Annotated in this window: 27 protein-coding genes; 11 read left to right on the plus strand and 16 right to left on the minus strand. The window is 75.8% G+C overall.

Annotated features, from left to right (window positions below):
- Positions 1–58: 58 nt before the first annotated feature.
- The 4 genes from ACYX4T_RS07150 to ACYX4T_RS07165 form a co-directional block, all read right to left on the minus strand.
- Complete coding sequence (locus ACYX4T_RS07150; protein WP_476013859.1) at positions 59–805, minus strand: DUF4383 domain-containing protein; 747 nt, start codon at positions 803–805, stop codon at positions 59–61.
- Complete coding sequence (locus ACYX4T_RS07155; RefSeq protein ID WP_476013860.1) at positions 802–1095, minus strand: hypothetical protein; 294 nt, start codon at positions 1093–1095, stop codon at positions 802–804. Before ACYX4T_RS07155 ends, ACYX4T_RS07150 begins: the two co-directional genes overlap by 4 nt.
- 92 nt (positions 1096–1187) lie before the next feature.
- Positions 1188–1934 carry a histidine phosphatase family protein gene (locus ACYX4T_RS07160; protein ID WP_476013861.1) on the minus strand — a complete coding sequence of 249 codons (747 nt, stop codon included), beginning with the start codon at positions 1932–1934 and terminating at the stop codon, positions 1188–1190.
- 19 nt (positions 1935–1953) lie between these two features.
- Positions 1954–3240, minus strand: a complete 1287-nt coding sequence (locus ACYX4T_RS07165) for an alpha-hydroxy-acid oxidizing protein (protein WP_476013862.1) — start codon at positions 3238–3240, stop codon at positions 1954–1956.
- An 83-nt stretch (positions 3241–3323) separates the two neighbouring features.
- Here ACYX4T_RS07165 and ACYX4T_RS07170 point away from each other — a divergent pair, with 83 nt between their 5' ends.
- On the plus strand, positions 3324–3773 hold the full coding sequence (locus tag ACYX4T_RS07170) for a nuclear transport factor 2 family protein (RefSeq protein WP_476013863.1): 450 nt from the start codon (positions 3324–3326) through the stop codon (positions 3771–3773).
- 67 nt (positions 3774–3840) lie between these two features.
- On the opposite strand, the gene ACYX4T_RS07175 is transcribed toward ACYX4T_RS07170, so the two are convergent.
- From ACYX4T_RS07175 to ACYX4T_RS07220, 10 genes are all read right to left on the minus strand, one after another.
- Positions 3841–4530: an alpha/beta hydrolase family protein gene (locus ACYX4T_RS07175; protein WP_476013864.1), complete on the minus strand. Its 690-nt coding sequence runs from the start codon at positions 4528–4530 to the stop codon at positions 3841–3843.
- A complete protein-coding gene (locus ACYX4T_RS07180; protein ID WP_476013865.1) occupies positions 4520–4966 on the minus strand; it encodes a RidA family protein in 447 nt (148 codons plus the stop codon). The genes ACYX4T_RS07175 and ACYX4T_RS07180 overlap by 11 nt, the downstream gene beginning before the upstream one ends.
- Positions 4963–5613, minus strand: a complete 651-nt coding sequence (locus tag ACYX4T_RS07185; RefSeq protein WP_476013866.1) for an HAD-IA family hydrolase — start codon at positions 5611–5613, stop codon at positions 4963–4965. Before ACYX4T_RS07185 ends, ACYX4T_RS07180 begins: the two co-directional genes overlap by 4 nt.
- A 65-nt stretch (positions 5614–5678) precedes the next feature.
- A complete protein-coding gene (locus ACYX4T_RS07190) occupies positions 5679–7493 on the minus strand; it encodes a PEP-utilizing enzyme (protein WP_476013867.1) in 1815 nt (604 codons plus the stop codon).
- The gene (locus tag ACYX4T_RS07195; protein ID WP_476013868.1) at positions 7483–8592 is read right to left on the minus strand and encodes a PEP/pyruvate-binding domain-containing protein; all 1110 of its coding nucleotides are present in this window, start codon (positions 8590–8592) and stop codon (positions 7483–7485) included. Before ACYX4T_RS07195 ends, ACYX4T_RS07190 begins: the two co-directional genes overlap by 11 nt.
- Positions 8589–8834: a EutN/CcmL family microcompartment protein gene (locus ACYX4T_RS07200; protein WP_476013869.1), complete on the minus strand. Its 246-nt coding sequence runs from the start codon at positions 8832–8834 to the stop codon at positions 8589–8591. Before ACYX4T_RS07200 ends, ACYX4T_RS07195 begins: the two co-directional genes overlap by 4 nt.
- Complete coding sequence (locus ACYX4T_RS07205; protein ID WP_476013870.1) at positions 8831–9160, minus strand: BMC domain-containing protein; 330 nt, start codon at positions 9158–9160, stop codon at positions 8831–8833. The genes ACYX4T_RS07200 and ACYX4T_RS07205 overlap by 4 nt, the downstream gene beginning before the upstream one ends.
- Before the next feature lie 5 nt (positions 9161–9165).
- Positions 9166–9456, minus strand: coding sequence for a BMC domain-containing protein (locus tag ACYX4T_RS07210; protein WP_274230963.1), 291 nt, complete (start codon positions 9454–9456; stop codon positions 9166–9168).
- Positions 9456–10280, minus strand: a complete 825-nt coding sequence (locus tag ACYX4T_RS07215) for a class III extradiol ring-cleavage dioxygenase family protein (protein ID WP_476013871.1) — start codon at positions 10278–10280, stop codon at positions 9456–9458. Before ACYX4T_RS07215 ends, ACYX4T_RS07210 begins: the two co-directional genes overlap by 1 nt.
- Complete coding sequence (locus tag ACYX4T_RS07220; RefSeq protein WP_476013872.1) at positions 10277–11245, minus strand: DODA-type extradiol aromatic ring-opening family dioxygenase; 969 nt, start codon at positions 11243–11245, stop codon at positions 10277–10279. The genes ACYX4T_RS07215 and ACYX4T_RS07220 overlap by 4 nt, the downstream gene beginning before the upstream one ends.
- Positions 11246–11367: 122 nt before the next feature.
- Here ACYX4T_RS07220 and ACYX4T_RS07225 point away from each other — a divergent pair, with 122 nt between their 5' ends.
- The 7 genes from ACYX4T_RS07225 (at position 11368) to ACYX4T_RS07255 (ending at position 16217) form a co-directional block, all read left to right on the plus strand.
- On the plus strand, positions 11368–12087 hold the full coding sequence (locus tag ACYX4T_RS07225; RefSeq protein WP_476013873.1) for an IclR family transcriptional regulator: 720 nt from the start codon (positions 11368–11370) through the stop codon (positions 12085–12087).
- 62 nt (positions 12088–12149) lie between these two features.
- Entirely contained in the window at positions 12150–13058 is a 909-nt protein-coding gene (locus tag ACYX4T_RS07230) for an acetaldehyde dehydrogenase (acetylating) (RefSeq protein WP_476013874.1), read from the plus strand.
- The gene (dmpG, locus tag ACYX4T_RS07235; RefSeq protein WP_476013875.1) at positions 13055–14101 is read left to right on the plus strand and encodes a 4-hydroxy-2-oxovalerate aldolase; all 1047 of its coding nucleotides are present in this window, start codon (positions 13055–13057) and stop codon (positions 14099–14101) included. Before ACYX4T_RS07230 ends, dmpG begins: the two co-directional genes overlap by 4 nt.
- A gap of 1 nt (position 14102) precedes the next feature.
- Positions 14103–14507 carry a tautomerase family protein gene (locus ACYX4T_RS07240; RefSeq protein WP_476013876.1) on the plus strand — a complete coding sequence of 135 codons (405 nt, stop codon included), beginning with the start codon at positions 14103–14105 and terminating at the stop codon, positions 14505–14507.
- A gap of 119 nt (positions 14508–14626) precedes the next feature.
- Positions 14627–14971: an ArsR/SmtB family transcription factor gene (locus ACYX4T_RS07245; protein WP_476013877.1), complete on the plus strand. Its 345-nt coding sequence runs from the start codon at positions 14627–14629 to the stop codon at positions 14969–14971.
- Entirely contained in the window at positions 14968–15480 is a 513-nt protein-coding gene (locus ACYX4T_RS07250) for an SRPBCC family protein (protein WP_476013878.1), read from the plus strand. The genes ACYX4T_RS07245 and ACYX4T_RS07250 overlap by 4 nt, the downstream gene beginning before the upstream one ends.
- Before the next feature lie 26 nt (positions 15481–15506).
- Positions 15507–16217: a pentapeptide repeat-containing protein gene (locus tag ACYX4T_RS07255; RefSeq protein WP_476013879.1), complete on the plus strand. Its 711-nt coding sequence runs from the start codon at positions 15507–15509 to the stop codon at positions 16215–16217.
- Here the strand turns inward: ACYX4T_RS07255 and ACYX4T_RS07260 are convergent.
- Positions 16214–17125 (minus strand): methionyl-tRNA formyltransferase, encoded by a 912-nt coding sequence (locus tag ACYX4T_RS07260; RefSeq protein WP_476013880.1) that lies wholly within the window; start codon positions 17123–17125, stop codon positions 16214–16216. The two genes, ACYX4T_RS07255 and ACYX4T_RS07260, sit on opposite strands and share 4 nt — an antisense overlap.
- An 86-nt stretch (positions 17126–17211) precedes the next feature.
- Between ACYX4T_RS07260 and ACYX4T_RS07265 the strand changes: the two genes are divergently transcribed.
- Positions 17212–18021: an alpha/beta hydrolase gene (locus ACYX4T_RS07265; protein ID WP_476013881.1), complete on the plus strand. Its 810-nt coding sequence runs from the start codon at positions 17212–17214 to the stop codon at positions 18019–18021.
- A gap of 8 nt (positions 18022–18029) precedes the next feature.
- Here the strand turns inward: ACYX4T_RS07265 and ACYX4T_RS07270 are convergent, their stop codons facing one another.
- Entirely contained in the window at positions 18030–18797 is a 768-nt protein-coding gene (locus ACYX4T_RS07270; protein WP_476013882.1) for an SDR family oxidoreductase, read from the minus strand.
- A 144-nt stretch (positions 18798–18941) separates the two neighbouring features.
- Here ACYX4T_RS07270 and ACYX4T_RS07275 point away from each other — a divergent pair, with 144 nt between their 5' ends.
- On the plus strand, positions 18942–20720 hold the full coding sequence (locus tag ACYX4T_RS07275) for a PEP-utilizing enzyme (RefSeq protein ID WP_476013883.1): 1779 nt from the start codon (positions 18942–18944) through the stop codon (positions 20718–20720).
- Positions 20717–21853, plus strand: a complete 1137-nt coding sequence (locus tag ACYX4T_RS07280; RefSeq protein ID WP_476013884.1) for a PEP/pyruvate-binding domain-containing protein — start codon at positions 20717–20719, stop codon at positions 21851–21853. Before ACYX4T_RS07275 ends, ACYX4T_RS07280 begins: the two co-directional genes overlap by 4 nt.
- The last annotated feature ends 55 nt before the right edge of the window (positions 21854–21908 follow it).

Here is a 21908-nt window from a genome sequence, read left to right on the forward strand (position 1 = left end):
AGTCACGCGACGGCGGGACCAGGGGCCGGGCGGCCAGGTCGGGTCAAGGTCGGGGTGATCACGCCATGGTCGTGCCGCGGTCGCCCGGACGCCGATCGGTACGCTCCTCGGACCGGTCGAACCCCATCCAGATCTCGCGGCGCTCCTCGTGGGTCCGCGCACGCTCGACCGCGGCCAGGCGCCGGCGCTGGTCCTCGGTGGCGGCACCCTGCACGAGTGCGCGCTCGGCCTGCGCCATGGCCAGGTCGGCGTCGGCCTCGGCGGGCGACGACGGGCGCGGCTGGCGATGGGAGTCCTGGGGGGCCTCGGCGGCGTCGCCGTGGTCCTCGGGGTCGTGGGGACGCCGCTCCTGCTTGTACGGGTTGTCGCTCGGCAGCTTCGCCGAGATCCGTCCGTAGGCGCCGGTGAACAGCAGGACCAGGCCCGCGCCGATCGAGAAGAAGACGTTGGGCAGGCGGAAGGCCAGCAGGTTGTACGGCGTGCCGATGAGCCAGAGGTTGACGAACGCCGAGACCAGGAACAGCGTCCCGACCACGATCATCACCGTCGACGACAACCGCCCGCCGCGGATGGCCGCGGCGATCAGGACGACCGCGGTGACCACGGAGACCGTCGAGAGGGCGCCGTTCGTGGACAGGCCGGCGATCGGGGCGCCCTGGGTATCGAAGAAGGACAGGCCGCCGACGAAGCCGAGGACGCCGAACACCGCGATGATGACCGCGACGACGACGGCGCCGATCCGGTGCACCCACACGACCCGGTAGTTCGCCCGCAGCGGGCCCGACCCGCCCCCGTCGCCGCTCATCGCGCGCCCCGCTCGCCGTCGCGGCGGGCCTCGGCGCCGGTCTCGCCGGCGTAGCCGAGGTCGTGGCCGGCGGCCCGGCCGACGAACGTGTCGGTGTCGCCGGTGCCGGTGACCGAGCCCCGGTCGCCGCGGTGCTCGGCGTGGGCACCGCCGGTGACGCGCGAGGCCGCCGTGCGCGGGTCGTGGCCCGCGTCCGACTCGTCGCCGTCGGAGGAGCGGGAGGGGCCGACGGGACCGCTCTCCCCGGTCAGGCGCGCCCGGACGCGGGCGAGGGTCTCGACGACGGACATGGTGGGGGCTCCCCGTGCTGGACAGCACTGACCCACAGGAATCGTCCGGGTCCGGGGGGCCCGAAACGTCACGTCCCGGCGACGGTTCCGTGTCACCACCGGTGGGCGGTGCGCTCCCCCGCCTCCAGGTACGACGCGTCGAGCCACGGCGGCAGCTCGGCGGGCACGTCGACCTCGGCGGTCTCGCCGCGGAACGACACCACCGCGTGCCGGCCGTCGTGGACCACCTCGACGTGCTCGAGGTTGCGTGGCTCGCCGGGGTCGTGCCCGAGCGCGGCGGCCGCGAACCCGCGCAGCAGCGCGGAGTGCGACGACACCAGGGTGGTCCCCTCCCCGAGGGCGCGGATCCCGGCCCACGCCCGGTAGGCGATCACCTGGGGCGGCTCGAAGTGGAGGCTGACGAGGTCCATCCAGCGGTCGATCGGGCCGCCGAGGCGCGAGCCGGCGCCGTAGTCGGTGTCGAAGCGGTCGTAGGCACGGACCCAGTCCGGGACGCCCGCCCCGTTCTCCTCGAACCGGAGACGGTGCGCGGCCACCCCGGACGACTCCCGGGCCGCGCCGTCGTGGAGGAACTGGACGCTGTCGAACCGCGCGTCGGGGCGCAGGTCGCCGAGGTCGAGGTCCGGGCGGCGGGCGGCGAGCACCGCCCGGAGCGTCCGCGCGGTCGCGGTGGCCCGGCTCGTGGGCGCGTGGACCAGGGCGATCGCGGCGCCGTCGGGCAGGTCGGCGGCGAGCTCGGCGGCCTTCGCCCGGCACTGCTCCTCGCCGTGCTCGGTGAGCCCGACGTCGTCGAAGTAGCCGTGGGTCTCGCCGTGGCGGATCAGCAGCACCCGGGACATGCCCCACACCCTGGCGTGATCAGGTCCGCGCCGGCACGGCGGGTTCCGCCGTCGCGAACGGGGCGAGCTCGACGTCGGCGGTGGTGCGGGCCCCGGCGAGGGCGAGGGTGAGGTCCAGCTCGGCGAGCACGTCGCGGACCACCTGGGACACGCCCGCCGCCCCGGCCAGCGCGAGGCCGTAGACCCAGGGGCGGCCCAGGCACACCGCGGTCGCGCCGAGGGCCAGTGCGCGGGCGGCGTCGGACCCGCCGCGGACGCCGGAGTCCAGCAGTACCGGGGCCCGCCCGTCGACGGCCGCGACCACGCCGGGCAGGGCGTCGAGCGCCGCCACGCCGCCGTCGACCTGGCGCCCGCCGTGGTTGCTCACGAGCACGCCGTCGACGCCGTGGTCGAGGGCGCGGCGCGCGTCGTCGGGGTGCAGGACGCCCTTGAGCACGACGGGCAGTCGGGTGCGCGAGCGCAGGGTGGCGATGTCGTCCCAGGAGAGCGTGGGCCGGGAGTAGACGCGCAGGAACGTCTCGACCGCGGCGCGGGGCAGCGGCGAGCGCAGGTTGTCCAGGAACGCGCCGGGGTGGTGGCGGCTGATCTCGAGCAGCGTGCGGACGGCCGCCGGCGTGGGCGTCGGGGACGGGCGCCGCGGACCGTCGGCGGTCTCCTGCGTGAGCCGGGCGAAGACCGGGTCGGACGTGTACTGCGCGATGCCCAGCCCCCGGGCGAACGGCAGGTGCCCGAGGTCGAGGTCGCGCGGGCGCCACCCGAGCGTGGTCGTGTCGAGGGTGACGACGACCGCGCCGGCGCCGGCCGCCTCGGCGCGGGCCAGGAAGCTGTCGACGAGGTCGTCGGAGGTGGACCAGTAGAGCTGCGACCACCAGCCGGCCGCGGCCCGCGGCGCGATCTCCTCGGACGGGAAGCCGGCCTGGTTGGACACGATCATCGTCACGCCGGCGTGTGCCGCGCCCTCGGCGACGGCGAGGTCGGCGCGCCGGTGCACGAGGTCGCAGGCGCCGATCGGGGCGAGCAGCAGGGGGTGCTCGTGGCGCCGGCCGAAGATCTCCACCGAGGTGTCGCGCTCCCCCACCCCGCGCAGCATCCGCGGCACGATGCGGTGGCGCGCGAAGGCGGCGCGGTTGGCGCGCACGGTCTCCTCGCTCCCCGCCCCGCCGGCGACGTAGGCGTGGGCCCGCCGCGACATCACCCGGCGCGCCCGGCGCTCGAGCGCCGGGAACGCGGTCGGCACGACCGGCCGCCGCCCCGTGATCCCGCCCCGGTAGACCTCGTCCTGCCGCACGCGTCCGCTCGGTGTCACGGGGCCATCCTGGCCCGTCGGTCGCGTTCCGTCCTGCGCACCCGCGCTTGCCAGGCGCGTCGGACGCTCCCCATGCTCGCGCGGTGAGCACAGCAGCGGGCACCACCTCCGCGGCGCTCGAGGCGACGGTGCGGGGCTACATGGACGCCTGCACCGCCGGGGACGCCGACGCCGTCGCCGCCCACCTCGCCGACGACGCGCGGCACTTCTTCCCGCCCGACATGTACGACGGGCCGTGGGTCGGCGCGCAGGCGATCGGGCGGCGCTGGGCGACCGCGGTCCGCGAGCGGGGGTCGTCGTGGACCGTGGACGCGATCGTGGTCGACGAGGCGCGCCGCCAGGCCGTGTGCGAGTGGACCCACCACAAGGGCTCGCTCGGGGTGATCCTGCGCGGCGCGGAGTGGTACGAGTTCGACGACGCGGGCCGCATCACCGAGATCCGCGCCTACTACGCCTCGCCCCAGGCCGCGGGCTACGAGCGCCTGGAGCTCGGCGGCTTCGACTATGCGGGCCGGGGCTACCCGCACGCCTGACCGGCGTGTCGCGCGGCGAGGATGTGGCGATCCTGGCATTAGACGCGAGCGATGCCGCATCGCTGGTTCACCCCGGGCCCAGGAGGTCGGTGATCTGCGCGTGGACGGTCGGCCAGGTCGGGTGGGCGGGGTCGACGAGCGTGAAGTGGTCGCCCGGGACCTTCACGAGCACCGCGTCGTCGCCGGCGGCCCGGCCGGCGTCGACGTAGCGCTCGCTGACCGCGAACGGCACGCGGTCGTCGTCGGGCGCGTGCACCGCCCGCAGCGGCACGCCCAGGGGCAGCAGGGCCACGGGGTCGGCGGCGGCGTAGCGCTCGGGCACCTCGCCGGGAAGCCCGCCGACGACGTCGCGGACCGCGCCGTTCCCGATCCCCTCGCGCGCGCCGTCGGCGAGGGTCAGCACCCCGGCCAAGGACACCACGCCGAGGGCCGGGACCCGGGACGCCGCCCAGGCCGCGAGGTGCCCGCCCGCCGAGTGGCCGACGAGCACGGCCGGCTCCCCGACCAGGCGCAGCGCGGCCTCGACGTCCTCCAGGGTGGCGGGCCAGGGTGCCTGCCCCACCCGCCGGTACTCGACGTTGACGATCGCGTGCCCGCGGGCGTGCAGGTCCGCGGCCACCGGGGCGATGTGGTCGAGCCCGACCCGGGCGCGCCAGAACCCGCCGTGGAGCAGCACCACCGTGCCGGCCCCGCTGCCCGGGTACCGGTCGATGAACTGCGACGGGTCGTCCCCGTAGGCCTCGCGCTCAGCGCACACGCAGCACCGCGTCCAGCTCGACGGCGAACCCCCGCGGCAGCGCCCGGACCCCGATCGCGGTGCGGGCGTGCTCGCCGCGCTCGCCGAAGACCTCGACGAGGAGGTCCGACGCCCCGTCGATCACCCCGGGCTGGTCGGTGAACTCGTCGGTGCAGGCGACGTAGCCGCGCAGCACGAGGACCTGCGCGACCCGGTCGAGCGAGCCGACGGCGTCACGCGCCTGGGCCAGCAGGTTGAGCGTGCAGGCGCGGGCCGCGGCGTAGCCCGCGGCGACGGTGAGGTCCGCCCCCACGCGTCCCGTGTGCCCGTCGGCGCCCTGCCCGGACAGGTACAGGACGTCGCCGGCCGTCGTCCAGCCGCGGTAGTGCCCGGCCGGGCGGCGGAGCGCGGGCAGCGCCAGGCCGAGCGCGGACAGCCGCTCCTCGGGAGTGGTCACGGCGACCACACCCGCCGCCGGCGGGGCTCGTCGGGCGGGAGCCCCAGGGCGCGCGCGACCCGGGCGACCGAGCCGGCCGGGTCGGTGACCTCGAAGAGCTCGGCGGCCATCCCGGCGGCCCGGGCCCCGTCGAGGTTCGCGGCGAGGTCGTCGACGAACAGGCAGCGCCCGGGGTCCTCGGCCAGCGCGTCGGCGGCGGCCCGGAAGGCGGCGGGGTCGGGCTTGAGCACGCCCAGCTTCGCGGCCTCGAGCACCCCGTCGAACCGGGCCACCGCGGGGAACCGCGCCGGCCAGTCGTCGCCGAACCAGTGCGCCATGTCGTTGGTGAACGCGACCACCCGCACCCGCCCGGCGAGCCGCTCGACCAGCCCGAGCACCTCGCCGCGCACGTAGGAGCACTCACGCCACAGCGCGCCGATGTCGATGTCGGGCCGGCGCGCCACCAGGCGGGCCCAGTAGTCGCGCTCCTGGGACTCGCCCCGCTCGACCGACCGGTAGTCCTCGTCGGTGCCCGTCGGCCCGGGGGGGAACCCCGGCACGGCCGTCGACTCGAACAGCGTCGGGATCACCACCCCGCCCATGTCGAGCAGCAGCGTGCCCCCGGTCGTGCGGGTCCGGCGCAGGGCCCGGCGTCGTCCGGCCCGCACCGCGTCGAGCGGCGCCGGTTCCGCTCCCCGCCCGGCCGGGCGGGGAGCGCAGGACGGCCCCACCGTCACAGGACGGTCACCACACCGGTGTCCCCGTCCACCCGGACCCGCTGCCCGGTGCGCAGGGTGGCGACGGCGTTGCCGGTGCCGACCACCGCCGGCATGCCGTACTCCCGGCACACGATCGCGGTGTGGCTCATGATCCCGCCGACGTCGGAGACGGTGGCCGCGATCCGCGCGAACACCGGCGCCCACGCGGGCGACGTGGCCGGGCAGACCAGGACGTCGCCGGGCTGCACGTCCGGGAGCTCGGAGGGGTGCGTGACCACCCGCACCGGCCCCTCGACGACGCCGGGCGAGCCGGCCGTGCCGCGCAGGGTGCCGTCGTCGCCGTCGGCGCGCAGCCACTCGGACACCGACGCCGTGGTGATCCCCCAGAGCATCACCGTGAACGGCTCGTCGATCTGGGTCGGCGGCGGGCCGAGCGCCGGCGGCGGCTCCCACGCGCGCAGCGCGGTGTAGATCTCGCGGCGGCGGGCGATCAGCGGGCGCAGGTGGTCCGCGCCGCGCGGGCGGGACCCGACCGACCAGGCCGCGACGCAGTCGTAGATCGCCTCGGCGACCTCGTAGCGGCGCAGGAAGAACATGTCCTCGGGCTCGTCGACCTCGCCCATCGCCGCCAGCGCCCGCGAGAGCTCGTGCGACTTGGCCCAGAACGTCGCCCACATCCAGTGCTCGATGTAGAGCACGTGCTCCTCGATGAACGCGAACACCTGGCGGGCGAGCCCGACCGTCTCGTCGAAGGTGGCGCGGTCGTCGTCGGCGAGCAGCTCGCGGTAGCCGGCGGTGATCCGGTCGCGCTCGGCGAGCACCTCGTCGGTCGGCCGGTCGATCGCCTCCCCGGCCTCGAGCCGGCGCAGGTACTCGCGCACCGAGGCCAGCGGGATGTCCGGCTGGTCGGCCCAGGTCGGGTAGGTGTGGTAGCCGCCGGGGTGGCCCGGGTCGGTGTTGATGAGGAACCACGGGTCGGCGGTGCGCTCCCAGTCGGCGACCCACTCGGCGCCCGCGGCCTCGGTCCGCAGCGAGGCGAAGAGCGTCGCGGCGTCCTCGGCGCCGGCCAGGCGCTCGGCCAGGCCCAGGCGCTGGGCCTCCTTGGCCAGGCGCTTGAGCTCGTCGTCGGGCCGGTAGAGCTCGACCCGCAGGCCGCCGACCATCCGCGAGATCGACTGGTCGGAGATGTCCGGGAACGCCTGGCGGCACATCGCGAAGAACGTCAGGTAGGCCGCGTAGCCGATGTTGAGCAGCTCGAAGTGGTACTGGTAGGTCTCGTACATCGTCAGCACGAGGCGGTCGAAGTCCCGGATCATCCGGAACCCCGCCGAGTGGCCGACGTGGTCGAACACGGTGCTCGCGGGCTCCAGGTCGGGCAGCGGCTCGAACCGCAGCGCCCGGATCTCGGCGAGCTTCGCGGTGACCTTCTCCTTCCACTCCGCGTAGATCGCGTCCCAGCGCTCGTAGTAGTGCCCGGCGCGGCGCCCGAACTCCTCGGCGCGGGCCGCGACGTCCTCGGGCGGCGCGGCCACCGGCGTCACGTAGAGCCGGCCGTTGACGATCCGCTGGTCGACGCCGAACGCCGGCGGCATCGCGAAGATCCGGGTGTTGAAGGCGCCGAGGGCCTGCCACCAGCACTCGCACTGGATCTCGTCGTAGGGGTGGAGCACGTCGGGGTGGTGCAGGCGGTCGGCGAACCAGAACCGGCCCTCGTCCAGCTCACGGCGCTCCGGGCCGAACAGGTGGTACCAGTCGTACATCGACTCCCAGCCCTCCGCGCCGGGCGGGGTCTCGATGTCGAACGGGCTCGGAAAACGGTCAGCCGCCATGGTCGGGCGTCCCTTCGGGCGTGGAGCGTGCGGTCGCCGTCGGAGGTGACGCGGCGCCGCGGGTGAGCGTGGCCAGCACCGCCGAGAGCGCGGTGCGCCCGCTCCCGCCATCGGTGGCAGCGCGGGGGGCACGGGTGCTCCAGACCGTCTCCGGGCGGGTCTGGAGCAGGTGGACGCGGGCCGGACCACCGGGCTCGGCCACCGCGAACTCGCCGTCCTGCGGCACGCCCGCGTCGCGCTCGACGCGGCGGGCGAGGTCGAGCAGCTCGGCGAGCTCGGCGTCGTCGAGGCACGGCTGCCCGCGGTGCTCGGCGGGGACGTCGACCTCGGCCGTCCCGGGGACCTCGCCGCGCACCAGCCGGCGCGGCTTGTCGGCGATCTCGCGGCGCACGACCTCGCCGCTGACCTTGTCGACGACGAACCGGTCGGGGGTGACGGCGCCGGAGACCAGCGGCTCGCCCAGGCCCCACACCGCCTCGCAGACCACGGTCGAGCGGTCGCCGTTCGCGGGGTTGAGGGTCATGAACACCCCGGCCGCGCGCGCCGGGACCATCTCCTGCACCACGACCGCCATCGCCCCGGCCGGACCGGCCCCCGCGTGCTCGCGGTACGACACCGCCCGCGCGGTGTAGAGGCTCGCCCAGCACCGGCAGACGGCGTCGGCGACCGCGTCCCGGCCCCGGATCTCGAGGAACGTGTCGTGCTCGCCGGCGAACGAGGCGCCCGCGGCGTCCTCGCCGACCGCGGACGAGCGCACCGCGACGCGCGCGATGCCGCCCGCGAGCCCGTCGTAGGCCGCGCGCACCGCCGCGAGCACGGGCCCGGCCGCGGCCGTGCGCAGCAGGCGCGCCCGGGCCTGCGCCGCCGCCCGCTCCACGGCGTCGATCGGGGCGTCGGGGCCCAGGGCCCGCAGCGGGGCCTCCACCTGGGCGGCGGCGGCCGTGTCGAGGGCCGCCCGGAAGGCGTCGGTCGTGACGACGAACCCGGCCGGGACCCGCGCGCCCAGGGCCACGAGCCGGTGCAGCCCGGCGCCCTTTCCCCCGACGGTGGCGACGTCCGCGGCCGCCGGGTCGGCCAGCCCGACGATCCAGGCGCTCACGGGGCCTCCCACCCGGCGACCAGCGCGACCACCGCCGCGTCGACGCAGCTGCGGCCGGTCACCGCCGCCGCGGCCTCGTCGGTCGCGACGAGCACGGTCGTGCCCGTGCCCGCGTCGAGCAGGTCGACCGCCACCCGCTGCGCCCCGGAGCCGGGCTCGCGCACCACCACCATCCGCGCCCCGCCGAGCCCGTCGACCTCGCGCTCGGACCAGACGCGCCCGACGACCTCGCCGAGGATCACCGCTCCGCCCCGGACGCGATCGCCCGCGCGAGCCGCTCGGAGCTGCCGTTCTCCAGCAGCCCCACCGAGACGCCGTGCGGCTTCGGGTAGACCTGCGCCGCCCGCAGCTCGCCGTACTGCTCGACCGCCGCCGACCCGGCGTTGACGGCCTGCCGGACCGCGGCCAGCGAGCCGCGCACGGCGGCGGCGAGGTAGCCGCTGCTGACCCGCTCGACGGTGATGGTCTCGACGTCGGCGGTCTTCATCATCGCCTCGATCCCCGCCGACAGCGCGACCACGCCGCGCGTCTCGAGGATCCCGATGGCACCTGCACCCCGTTCGGCCACGTCGGTCAGCTCCCCACCATCGACAGGTCGCCAGCCAGCGCCTGGACCGGGACGCACGGGCTCGCGAACACGATCGACTTCACGGCGCGGCCGGACACGGCCCGCGCCACCTCCTCGCCGACCTCCACGGCCTCCTCGACCGTCGCGAGGTCGCCCGTGACGGCGACGGCGACGAGCCCGCCGCCGAGGCGGACCGCGCCACGGACCTCCACCTCGGTCGCCTTGACCATCGCGTCGACCGCGTCGAAGACCGGCACGAACCCCTCGGCCTCGATGAACCCCACTGCCCGTGCCATCACGTCTCCTGTCCGTCCCACCAGACGACCGCCGCACCCGTGCCCCACACCGGCCCGTAGGCGAGGACCTCGCCGGGCCGGTCCACCGCGCCGCCGCCGGCGAGGAACGCGACGGCCCGGAACTGGCTGTCCGCCTGCGCCACGGCGGCGAACTCCTCGCGCACCCCGAGCACCGCGTCCCGGTCGCCCGCGGCGATCGCGTCGAGGACCTTCCGGTTCCACCGGTCGTGCTCGGGCTCCACCCGGTCCTCCGCCGGCCGGATCCAGCGGGGCGTGAGCCCCGACGACAACCCGCTCACCGCGACCACGCCGGGCCGGCGCCCCAGGCCCGCCGCCGCGCGCACCCCGGCCGCGGCGACCTCGGCCATCACCCCGGGGTCGGCGTAGAGGTTGCACGACACCTGCGCCCACCGGCCCCGCCCGTCGGGGTCCAGCAGCCGGGAGGCGACGACGCTGCCGGTGTCGACCGGGAAGCCGTCGTAGCGCGTGCGCCGGGCCTGCAGCCCGGCGCCGTCGATCGCGTCGGCCCAGGCGTGGGCGAGCTCGACGTCGACGGCCAGGTCGTGGTCGAGGTGGCCGTAGTCGTAGGCGTACCAGTTCTCGTCGGTGCGCCGCCCGCGCAGCCGCTCGTCGCACTGCACCTGGTGCCCGAGCACGGTGAACCACTGGGTCGAGAGCAGCAGCACCGTGTCGACCCGGGCGGCGCGCAGGCGGTCGCCGACGGTCCGGGTCGCGGCGGCGAGCTCGGCCCAACTCGGGGCGGGGTCGCCGGCGAGCAGGTGGGGCATGGTCGGGACGAGCGCCGCCGGGGGTGCCGGGCTCACGGGACCCACTCCACGACCGCGTTGCCCGTCGCGATGACCGTGCCGTAGGCGAGCACGTCGCCGGCGATCGCGGGCCAGCCCATCGCGGCGAGCAGCCAGGTCAGGCTGCCCGCCTTCGTCTCGGACGACGTGGCCTCGATGTGCGCGGGCACCGCTTCCTCGAGCCGTGAGGTCGGGCCCTCGCGGATCGTCTGCAGCAGCGCCATGTCGCCCGCGTACTGGGCGTGGCTGAAGGGGCGCTCGACGCCCATGTCCTCGGGGAGCTCGGGCTCGGTGTCCCAGTGCAGGTGGGACAGCGAGTTCGACGCGAGCAGCACCGCCCGCCGGCCCGTGCGCTCGATCGCCCGGCGGGTCGCGGCGCCGAGCGTCTCCATCTCGGCCAGCGAGGCGTCGGAGTAGTAGTACGGGTTGTTGTTGGCCGAGAGCGACACGACCGGCAGGTCCCAGTCGGGGTTGGCCAGGTGCAGCGCCCCGATCGTCGCGTAGTCGACGCGGACGCCCTCCTCGCGCAGGGCGCTGGTGACCAGCCCGGCGCGCGCACCCTCGTCGACGATCGCCTCGGCGAGGTCGACGTCGGTGCGGAAGTCGTAGTGGTAGCGGAACAGGTGCGGGAAGATCGGCTCGACGGAGACGCCGCGGGGGTTCGGCACGCAGTTGACGTGGTGGCCGACCATCGTGATCCAGTGCGGCGCGTGCACCACGAGCACGTCCGGCGCGTGGGCGCGCAGGCGGCGGCGCAGCTCCTCGTATCCCCAGCGCAGCACCTCCCACCCGCCGGTCGAGCGCGGCTCGTTCTGCGGCGGGTTCTCGGCGTACACGAGGTGCGGCGGGTGCGGCGCGAGGTAGCCGGCGACGATCCCCCCGCGGCCCGAGGGGCCCGCGGGCGCGGGTGCGGGCTCGTGGCGCGGCGCCCGCCGCGCGGCCGACCGGCCACTCCCGGCGGTGACGTGGAACACACGGGCCATGACCGGAACGCTAGGCAGACCGCGACCGGCCTCCCAGGCCGCTGTCCCGCTGGACTGGACAGCGCGGTGCTGGACACCGCCATCCGGGCCGCCCCAGACTCGATCGGGTGACGGTGGCCGCGGTGAGCAAGTCCGCGGTGCTGCTGCGCGCCTTCGGCCCGACCACCGACGTCCTGTCCACCCGCGCCCTCGCCGAGCGGACCGGCATCCCGCGCAGCACCGTCCACGTCCTGGCCGGCACGCTGGCCGCCGAGGGCCTGCTCGAGACCGTGCCCCGGCGCGGCTGGCGGCTGGGTCCGCTGCTCGTGGGCCTCGCCGGCCAGATCATCGAGCGCACCGGGCTCGTCGCGGCCGTCGAGGGCGGGCTCGGTGGCCTGTGCCGGGCGGCCGGGCAGGAGGTCCACGTCGCGCAGCTCGTCGGGGGCTGGACCGTCTACCTGCACCGCGAGGCCGGCCCGGTGCGCGCGCCGATGGACAACCGGGTCGGCCTGCGGGCGCCCGCCTGGCGTGGCGGGTGCGGCAAGGCGGCGCTGTCCCGGCTGACGGCCGCGGAGGTCGACGAGCGCATCGGGCGCCTGTGCCGCGACGAGCAGGTCGCCCCGCCCGACCGCGCGGCGCTGCACGACGAGCTGGACGCCGCGCGGCGGGCGGGCTACGTCGTGTCCTCGACCTTCCAGGCCGGGCGGACCTCGGTCGCGGCGGCGGTGGTCGACGCCGACGGTCGCCCCGTCGGCGGGCTGTCGGTCGCCGGGCCCTCGTCGCTGTTCACCCGGGCGGTGCTGGCGCGCTGCGCCGAGGAGGTCGTCGAGGCCGCCGGCCGGGCCGCCCGACAACTGCGCTGACCCGTGCCGGTCGGCGGAACGTCGCGGTTCCCCGCCGGGCGTGACCGGTGCACGCTGCGGTCATGACTGCGCCTGCGAAGGTCCCGGCCGCGATCGTCGGGCCGGGCAACATCGGCACCGACCTGCTGGCCAAGCTCGCGCGCAGCGCGCGGATCGAGGTCACCGCGATGGTCGGGGTGGTCGAGTCCGAGGGGCTGGACCGGGCGCGGGCCATGGGGGTCCCCGCGTCGGCCGAGGGCGTCGACTGGCTGCTGCGCCAGGACCCGCTGCCCCGGATCGTCTTCGAGGCCACGTCGGCGAAGGCGCACGCGGCCAACGCGCCGCGCTACGAGCAGGCGGGCATCCGCGCGATCGACCTGACGCCGGCACACCTCGGGCCGATGGTCTGCCCGCCGGTCAACATGCCCGAGCACCTCGACGCCCCGAACGTCAACATGATCACCTGCGGCGGCCAGGCGACCATCCCGATCGTCGCCGCGGTCTCGCGGGTCGCGCCGGTGGCCTACGCGGAGATCGTCGCGTCGACCGCGTCGCGCTCGGCGGGTCCCGGGACGCGGGCCAACATCGACGAGTTCACCCAGACCACGGCCCGCGCCGTCGAGGAGGTCGGGGGCGCGCAGCGGGGCAAGGCGATCATCATCCTCAACCCCGTCGAGCCGCCGATGATCATGCGGGACACGGTGTTCTGCTCGCTGCCGCCCGACGCCGACAACGACGCCGTCGCCGCGTCGGTGCACGACATGGTCGCCCGCGTCGCGCAGTACGTGCCCGGCTACACGCTGCGCGCCGAGCCGCAGTTCGACCCGCCCTCGGAGAAGTGGGGAGGCCGCGGCCGGGTCGCGGTGTTCCTCGAGGTCAAGGGCAACGGCGACTACCTGCCCGAGTACGCCGGCAACCTCGACATCATGACCGCCGCCGCCGCGCGGGTCGGCGAGCTGGTCGCCACGGACATGACGGAGGTGGCGGCATGAGCCTGCCGGAGATTCGCCACGACGTCCGCATCACGGACACGACGCTGCGCGACGGCAGCCACGCGCAGGCCCACCAGTTCACCGCCGAGCAGGTGCGCGACACCGTGCGCGCGCTCGACCGCGCCGGCGTCGAGGTCATCGAGGTGACCCACGGCGACGGGCTGGGCGGCTCCAGCTTCAACTACGGCTTCTCGCACACGAACGAGCTCGAGCTCATCGCCGCCGCCCGCGAGGAGGCGAAGCAGGCCCGCATCGCGGTGCTGCTCGTGCCCGGGATCGGGACCGTCGACGACCTGCGCCGCGCCCGCGACGCCGGCGCCGACGTCGTGCGGGTCGCCACCCACTGCACCGAGGCCGATGTCTCCCCGCAGCACTTCGGAGTGGCCCGCGACCTGGGCATGGAGACCGTCGGGTTCCTCATGATGGCCCACCGCACCTCGCCCGAGGACCTGGCCAAGCAGGCGCGGATCATGGTCGACGCCGGCTGCCAGTGCCCGTACGTCACCGACTCGGCGGGCGCGCTGCTCATGCACGACGCCCGCGCCCGGTTCGAGGCCCTGCTCGCCGAGGTCGGCTCGGGGGACACGGCCGAGGCGTGGGTCGGCTACCACGGCCACCAGAACCTCTCGCTCGGCGTCGCCAACTCGGTGATCGCCGCGGAGGTCGGGGTCAAGCAGATCGACGGCTCGCTCTGCGCGCTGGGCGCCGGGTCGGGCAACTCCCCCACCGAGGTGCTCGCCGCCGTCTTCGACCGCATGGGCATCGACACCGGGCTCGACGTCACCGCCCTGCTCGACGCCGCCGAGGACGTCGTGCGCCCCTACCTGCACCGCTGGCCGAAGATGGACCGCAACGCCATCACCCAGGGCTGGGCCGGTGTCTACTCGAGCTTCCTGCTCCACGCCGAGCACGCCGGCGAGCGCTACAAGGTCCCGGTGCCCGACATCCTGCGACGGTGCGGCGAGCTCGGCCTCGTCGGCGGCCAGGAGGACATGATCATCGACGTCGCCCTCGACCTCGCCCGCGAGCGGGAGCAGGGCTGACGTGCCCGTCCTCGAGGTCCACCTCGTCGACGGCGACCACGACCCCGGGGACGTGACGCGCCTGCTGCGCGAGGCGAGCCGCCGCTACGCCGAGGTGCTCGGGTCGCCGCCGGAGCGCATCCGGGCGTTCGCGACGCCGCACGCCCGCGGGCAGGTGGTGGTCGGCGGGGAGACCGGCACCGCGCCCGCGCCGTACTTCACCGCGGTCGTGCTCGAGGGCCGCCCGACCGAGCAGCGGCACCGCCTGCTCGCCGAGCTCACCGACCTGCTCGTCGAGATCCTCGGCGTCGAGCGGTCGCGGGTGCGCGGGCGGGTCATCCAGGTGCCGCCGGACGACTGGGCGATCGGCGGCCTCCCGGCGTCCGGCGCGCGACGGGACGAGATCGCGGCGCGGGCCCCGGGGTAGCAGCGAACGCGCTGTTCGCTGCTTCTATGCGCGCGAACTCCCCGTTCGCCATTCGTCGACGCCTACCTCAGCCCTGTATGCCTTGCGCAGAATATGTCTCGTAAGGCATGCTTGACGACGTGACCACCGCACCGGACACCGGGACGTGGACGGCGCTCGCCGACCCGCACCGGCGGGCGATGCTCGGGCTGCTGCGCGAGCGTCCCCGCGCGGTCGGCGAGCTCGTCGACGCCCTCGCGCTGAGCCAGCCCAGCACGTCCAAGCACCTGCGGGTGCTCCGCGAGGCGGGGCTGGTGCGCGCGCGGCCCGAGGCCCAGCGGCGGGTCTACGAGATCGACCCGGCCCCGCTCGCCGCCCTCGACGCCTGGCTCGCCCCGTACCGGCGGCTGTGGTCCGCGAGCCTCGACGCCCTCGAGCGGCGCCTCGACGAGACAGCCGACCACCCCCGGAAGGACCCACCGTGACCAGGACCGGCACCTACCTCGAGATCGACGGACGCCCCGCGCTGCGCTTCGTCCGCGAGTACGACCACGCCCCGGAGCGCGTGTTCGCGCTGCTCACCGACCCCGCCGAGCTCGCCCACTGGTTCCCCGCGGGCGTCGCCGCGGAGTCCTGGACGCCCGGCGCCACCGTCACCTACACCTTCGAGAGCCCCGGCGACGGCGGCACCGGCACCGTCCTGGCCCACGAGCCCCCGCGGCTCGTCGCGTTCTCCTGGGGCGGCGACGAGCTGTGGTTCGAGGTCGACGCGCTCGCCGGCGGGCGCAGCCGCCTGGCGTTCACCCACCTCATCGACGACAAGCCCGCCGCGGCCCGCAACGCGGCCGGCTGGGAGCTCTGCCTCGACGCCCTCGACGCGGCGGTCGCCGGTAGCCCGGTGGCCCCGTCCGGCGGGCGGACGCCGGCGTGGGAGGCGATCTACCAGGAGTTCGTCGCCGCCGGGATGCCCTCGGGCGCGCCCATCCCGGGCTGAGGACGCCGCCGAGGACACTGCCGGGCGTGACCGACGCCCTGCAGCACGGCTCCGAGGTCCGCGACGCCGACCTCACCGACGCCGACGCCGAGGAGGTCCGCGACGTCCTGGGTCGCGGCGGGCCGTGGGTGCTGCGACGCTGCCGGCTCGCCGAGCTGGACCTCTCCGGCGTCGACCTCACGGGCGCGGTGCTCGACCGGTGCGACCTGGCCGCCACGAGGCTGCGCGGTGCCGTGCTCGACGGCCTCGCGGTCGAGGGCGGCTCGCTGGCCGGCGCGGACCTCACCGACGCCGACCTCACCGACGCCGTGCTCACCGGCGTCGACCTCTCCCGCGCGCGCCTCGTCGGCGCCCGCCTCACCGACACCGCGTTCCGCGACTGCCGCATGATCGGCGCCGACCTCACCGGGATGCGCAGCCTCGCGGTCACCTTCACCGTCGACGGCTGCTCGCTCGCCCTGGCCCGCCTCGCCGACGCCGCGCTGCGGGGCTGGCGCCTCGAGCGCGTCGACCTCTCCGACGCCGACCTGTCCGGCGCCGACCTGCGCGACGCCGTGCTCACCGACTGCGCGCTGCGCGGCACCGACCTCACCCACGCCCGGCTGGCCGGTGCCGACCTGCGCGGGGCCGACCTCGGCGAGATCACCCCGGACACGCCGGCGCTACTGCGCGGCGCGATCGTCTCGACCGAGCAGGCCGCCGACGTCTGCCGCGCGCTCGGCCTGCAGGTGATCTAGGTGAGCCGGTCCCCCGCGGCCAGCACCTCGGCCGGCTCGGCGCCCCGGCCGTCGACGACGACCCGGCGCGGGCGGATCCAGGTGTCGGCGGTGGCGACGACCGGGCCCTCGTCGTCGCGGTCGACCTCGCCGGGCGTGCGGTCCGCGGAGGACCGCCCGGTGGCCGCGGCGCGCACGAGCCCGATCTCCCCGGCACCGTTCCGCGAGGTCCGCGGCACGCCCCAGGGCGAGGGGTAGGGCCCGTAGTCGCAGGCCCGCAGGAAAGCGAGGACCTCGTGGGCCGGCCCCGACCAGGGGACCCGGCCCTCGTGCGGGACCCCGCGGCCGAAGTACCGCCGGGCGCCGCGGTCCTGGGGATGGCGGGGCACGGCGCCCGCGTCGAGGTGGGCGAGCAGCCGGTCGACGAGCTCCTGCCCGTGGCTGATGCAGCGCACCGACACCGTGAGCCCCGTGTCGTCGGGGGTGATCGGGAAGCGGACCTGGTCGACGACGTCGCCGGTGTCGATCCCGGCCTCCATCCAGTGCAGCGTCACCCCGTGCTCCGCGTGACCCCGTGCGATCGCCCAGCTCGGGGCGTTGAGGCCCGCGCACTCGGGCAGGGGTCCGGGGTGGAGGTTGAACGCGCCGACCCGCGGCGCGTCGAGGACCTCCGGGCGGACGAGGTGCAGCGAGTGGACGTTGAGCAGCACGTCGACGCCGCGGGCGCGCAGGTCGTCGGCCAGGGCGGGATCGCGGACGCGGTCGGCGGGCAGGGTCGGCACGCCGAGCCCGGCGGCCGCCGCGGCCACCGAGCCGGCGTCGTCGGGGCTGCTCGCGGTGAGCACGACGACGGGACGGTGGTCGCTGCGCGCGACGCGCTGCAGCGCGCGCGTCCCCGCGGCCTCCTCGGCGACGATCGCGACGTCCACGAGCACCTCCGACCTCTCGTCCTGCCCGGTGCCGGAGACGGTACGAATCGGGCAGACAGGTCCGGACACCGGGAGGTGGGGTGGGGGTGCGCGGGTTGCTGACGGTCGTCGCGGTGCTGCTCGTCGCGGCGCTCGTGCTGGTCGGCGGGCTGTGGTGGTTCCAGCGCGAGCTGGTCTACCTCCCGTCGTCGGGGCCGGTGCCCCCGGCGGGGACGGCGCTCTCGCAGGGCGAGGACGTCGTGCTCACCACCGCCGACGGGCTGCGCCTCGGTGCGTGGTTCGCCCCGGCGCGCGGGGAGCGCCGGGACGTCACGGTGCTGGTGGCGAACGGCAACGCCGGCGACCGGTCGCTGCGCGCGCCCCTCGCCGCCGCCCTCACCGCGCGCGGGTTCGACGTCCTCCTGTTCGACTACCGGGGCTTCGGCGGCAACCCGGGGCACCCGAGCGAGGCCGGGCTGCTCGCCGACGCCCGCGCGGCCCGCGAGCACCTCGTCGGCGGGCGCGGCGTCGCCCCGGACCGGCTGGTCTACCTCGGCGAGAGCCTCGGGTCGGCGGTGGCCGCCCGGCTCGCGACGGAGGCGCCACCCGCCGGGATGGTGCTGCGCTCGCCGTTCGTCGACCTCGCCGCCGTCGGCGAGCTCGCCTACCCGTTCCTGCCGGTCCGCGCCCTGCTGACCGACCGCTTCCCCGTCGTCGAGACCGTGGCGGACACCCGCGTGGCGACCGTGGTGGTCCTCGGCGAGGCCGACCGCACCATCCCGCCGGCCCAGAGCCGGGCGGTGGCCGCGGCGGCCGGTGGGCGGGTCGTCGCCGTGCCGGGCGCCGACCACAACGACGCCGTGCTGGGCCACGGACCCGCCGTCGTCGAGGCGGTGGCGGCGGTCGCGCCGGGGTGACACGGGGCTCACAGGCCCCGGCGCGCCCCCATGTCGAGGGCGAGGGTGGAGCCGGTGAGGGCCGCGGCCTCGGGGTCGAGGAGGGTCGCGACGGCCCACGCGACCTGCTCGGGGGTGACGAGCGCGCCCAGCGGGGACTCGGCGCGCCGCTCGGCGAGGACCGCCTCGACGTCGACGCCCCGGACCTCGGCCTGCGCGGTCGAGAGCCGGCGCAGGCGCTCGGTGTCGGCGGGCCCGGGGGCGACGAGGTGCGCGGTGATCCCCCGGGGGCCGTACGCGTCGGCGAGCTGGCGGACCAGGTTCGCGAGCGCCGCGTTGGTGACGCCCGCCCCCGGCACGTGCGGCGAGGGCTCGGCGCCGTAGTGCCCGCCGAGGGCGACGATCCGCGAGCCCTCCCCCAGCCACGGCTCGGCGGCCCGGACCAGGCGCAGCAGGCCGCCGACCTTGAGCGCGACCGCCGCGCCCATCGCCGCCGGCGCCACGGTGTCGAGGCCGCCCAGCGCCGGCAGTCCGGCGGCCTGCACGACCATCCGCACCGGCAGCCCGCGCGCCGCCACGGCGTCGGCGAGCACCGGGCCCGCGGCGTCGTCGCCGATGTCCGCCGCGCACGGGACCACGCCCTCGTCGTCGACGCCCAGCGCCGCGACCGCCCCCGCGGAGCGGGCGACGGCGAGCACCGGCAGGCCGCGGTCCCGCAGGCGGCGCACGATCGCCCCGCCCAGCGCGCCGGTGGCCCCGACGACGACGGCGAGGGGCTCGCCCGCACGGTCTCCCACGCCGCGTGACCCTAGGGGTCCACGAGTGGCACACCAGGGGACCGTTCGGCGGCGGGCAACGTTCGCGGTGGCGGAACGTGTTGCTTGCCTCACAGCGCCGCGGCGATGAACGGTGATCGGGCGCTCATCGTCGAGGAGGATCAGATGGCCAACGTGGTGCCGGTGGACGAGTTCGCCACGGGCGAGTGGTACCCGGGCTACCGGCCCGAGCACTTCGCCGCCCCGTACATCGTGGACGCGGCCAGCCCCTTCAAGCCCGAGGACGAGCAGGGCTTCTGGTTCCTCGACTTCCACTGGTCGCGCGGCCTCACCCCGCTCGCGGCGACGCTGTGGAGCGCGGACGGCTACTGCTGGGGCACCCAGCACGCCGCCGAGGCGCTGCCCCTCCCGCCGGGCCGCGGGATCACCGCCCGCTTCGCCGGCACGCACCTCTACGGATGCGCGCTGCCCGAGACCGACCCCCGCGAGATCGGGGCCCGCGCCAACCGCGTCGCGACCAACCTCCCCCACTTCCTGGCGAACTACCGCCCGATCTGGGAGGCCGGCCGCGACGAGCTCGAGGCCACCTGGCAGTACTTCCGCGGCGTCGACCTCGCGGGCACGCCGGACCTCACCGACCTGCTCACCCAGGCCCGGCGCTACCACAAGCGCGCGATGGAGATCCACTTCGGCGTCATGTACCCCATGCTCGCCAACTTCCTCGGCTTCTACGGGGCCTGCGCCGACATGGGGATCAACCCGGCCGAGATCGGCAAGTTCCTCCAGGGCGAGGACACCAAGATCATGGAGACCGACCGCGAGCTCTACAAGCTCGCCCTCAAGGCCCGCCAGGTCGGCCTCGCGTCGGTCTTCGAGGAGAACGAGCCGCACCAGCTGCGCGAGGCGCTGGGCCGCCGGGGCGGCGCCGCGTCGGTCTGGCTGACCGAGTTCGACGACTTCCTGCAGATCTACGGCTGGCGCGCCGAGGCCACCTGCGACGTCGGCGTGCCGAGTTGGATCGAGGACAACACGATCCCGCTGGGACTGGTCAAGACGTTCCTCAAGAAGGACGACGAGCACGACTTCGAGGCGGCCGCCCGCAACGCGCGCGCCGAGCGCGACGAGGCCATCGACAACGCCCGCGCCGGGCTGACCCGCGAGGAACAGGCCGTCTTCGACGCCGGCCTCGCGTCCAACCAGGCCGCGAACTTCCCGTGGTGGCAGGACGACCACAACTACTACATCGACCTCAAGGTCATGCTGCCGCTGCGCTGGGGATGCCAGGAGCTGGCGCGGCGCGAGGGCGCCGACCACCAGGACGACATGCTCTACCTGTTCTGGCCCGAGCTGCAGGACGTCGCGAGCGGGCGGCGTCCGTACGCGGGCGAGCTGCGCAGCCTCGTCGCCGACCGCCGCCAGTACTTCGACCACTGGCACGCCCGGCGCGGTGAGATGCCGAAGGTGCTCGGGACCATCCCCGAGTCGGTCGAGGACCCGGTCCTCATCGAGATCTTCGGGCTGAACCCGGCGTCGATCAGGGCGGTGCAGAACCCGGACGCCGCGCACCAGACGGCGATGTCGGGCGTCGCCGCCGCGAAGGGCACCGCGCGGGGCATCGCCCGCGTGCTCCAGTCGTCCGACGAGCTGCACCGCCTGGAGCCCGGCTCGATCCTCGTCTGCGAGTCGACCTCGCCGAACTGGACGCCGGCCTTCGGCAAGATCGCGGGCGCTGTGTGCGACGGAGGCGGCATGCTGTCCCACGCGGCGATCGTCGGGCGCGAGTACGGCGTCCCGACGGTGACCGCGGTCGGCGTCGCGACGCTGTCGATCTCCGACGGCGACGAGATCGAGGTCGACGGCACGAACGGCACCGTCACGATCCTGAGCAAGGTCCCCACCACCCCGGACACCGTCGCCGACGCCCCCGCGGGAGTCGCCGGGTGACCGCCGCCCCGGAGGTACGCATGGCCGCCGAGACGCCGGACCCCACGGTCCACAGCTGCGACGCCGTCGTCTGGATCGACGAGGTCGACCCGCAGCGCGCGATCGCGGCGGGCGGTTCGAAGATGGGGCGGCTCGCCGAGCTCCTGCGCTCGGGCGTCGAGGTCCCCCGGGGCTTCGCCGTCACCGTCGACGCCTACGCCCGGCACTGCCGCGAGTCGGGGCTCGACGCGCGGATCGACGCGGTGATCGACCGCCTCGGGTCGCAGCCGTCCGAGGCGCAGGTCGAGGAGGCCTCCGCGGAGATCCGCGCGATGTTCCGCGACACCCCCGTCGGCGAGCACCTCACCGCGCGGCTCACCGAGGCCTACGAGGAGCTGTGCCTGCGCGCCGTCGACGTCAACGTGCCGGTCGCGGTGCGCTCGTCGGCCACCGGCGAGGACGCCGCCGACGCCTCGTTCGCCGGCATCTTCGACACCTACCTCGGGGTCTCGGGCATCGAGCGTGTGCTCGACGCGGTCCGCAACTGCTGGGGCTCGCTGTTCACCGGCCGGGCGCTCGCCTACCGGCTGCGCCGGGGCATCAGCCACCACGCGATGCCGATCGCCGTCGGGGTCATCGAGCTCATCCACGCCCGCAGCTCGGGCGTGGCGTTCTCGGTCCACCCGGTCACCGGCAAGGCCGACCGGATCGTCGTCGAGACCAGCTGGGGCTGGGGCGAGGCGATCGTGCAGGGCCTCGTCGACCCCGACCACGTCGAGATCGGCAAGGCCGACGGCCGGGTCCTCAAGTACGACGTCGCGCACAAGCGGGTCGTGTCGGCGTTCGACTTCGCGGTCGGCGCCGTCACCGAGATCGACATGCCGGCCAAGCTGGCGGACCGCCGCGTGCTCGACGACGAGCAGGTCGGCGCGATCTGCGCCGCGGTCCGGGCCATCGAGGACCACTACGGCCACCCGGTGGACGTCGAGTGGGTCATCAGCCGGCACCGGCGGGCGGGCGACCCGGTCTGCATCGTGCAGACCCGACCGGTGACGGTGACCGCCGCGCCCGAGGAGGCGGCACCGGCCGCCTACGACCCGGTGGCCCTGGCCCAGAAGTACCTGTTCTCCGGCAGGCCGATCCCGGGACGCTAGTCGGTCACACCCCCGACCGCGCCGGTATGGGGCCGGCGCGACCGGGGAACGCCGC

Source organism: Actinomycetospora sp. ABD4_176 (assembly GCF_056311855.1).

What these genes read in the sequence shown, in the direction of transcription:
- ACYX4T_RS07150 (WP_476013859.1), bottom strand. Translation starts at nt 805, where the DNA reads ATGAGCGGCGACGGGGGCGGGTCGGGCCCGCTGCGGGCGAACTACCGG.
- ACYX4T_RS07155 (WP_476013860.1), bottom strand. Translation starts at nt 1,095, where the DNA reads ATGTCCGTCGTCGAGACCCTCGCCCGCGTCCGGGCGCGCCTGACCGGG.
- ACYX4T_RS07160 (WP_476013861.1), bottom strand. Translation starts at nt 1,934, where the DNA reads ATGTCCCGGGTGCTGCTGATCCGCCACGGCGAGACCCACGGCTACTTC.
- ACYX4T_RS07190 (WP_476013867.1), bottom strand. Translation starts at nt 7,493, where the DNA reads ATGGCGGCTGACCGTTTTCCGAGCCCGTTCGACATCGAGACCCCGCCC.
- ACYX4T_RS07210 (WP_274230963.1), bottom strand. Translation starts at nt 9,456, where the DNA reads ATGGCACGGGCAGTGGGGTTCATCGAGGCCGAGGGGTTCGTGCCGGTC.
- ACYX4T_RS07220 (WP_476013872.1), bottom strand. Translation starts at nt 11,245, where the DNA reads ATGGCCCGTGTGTTCCACGTCACCGCCGGGAGTGGCCGGTCGGCCGCG.
- ACYX4T_RS07230 (WP_476013874.1), top strand. Translation starts at nt 12,150, where the DNA reads ATGACTGCGCCTGCGAAGGTCCCGGCCGCGATCGTCGGGCCGGGCAAC.
- dmpG (WP_476013875.1), top strand. Translation starts at nt 13,055, where the DNA reads ATGAGCCTGCCGGAGATTCGCCACGACGTCCGCATCACGGACACGACG.
- ACYX4T_RS07275 (WP_476013883.1), top strand. Translation starts at nt 18,942, where the DNA reads ATGGCCAACGTGGTGCCGGTGGACGAGTTCGCCACGGGCGAGTGGTAC.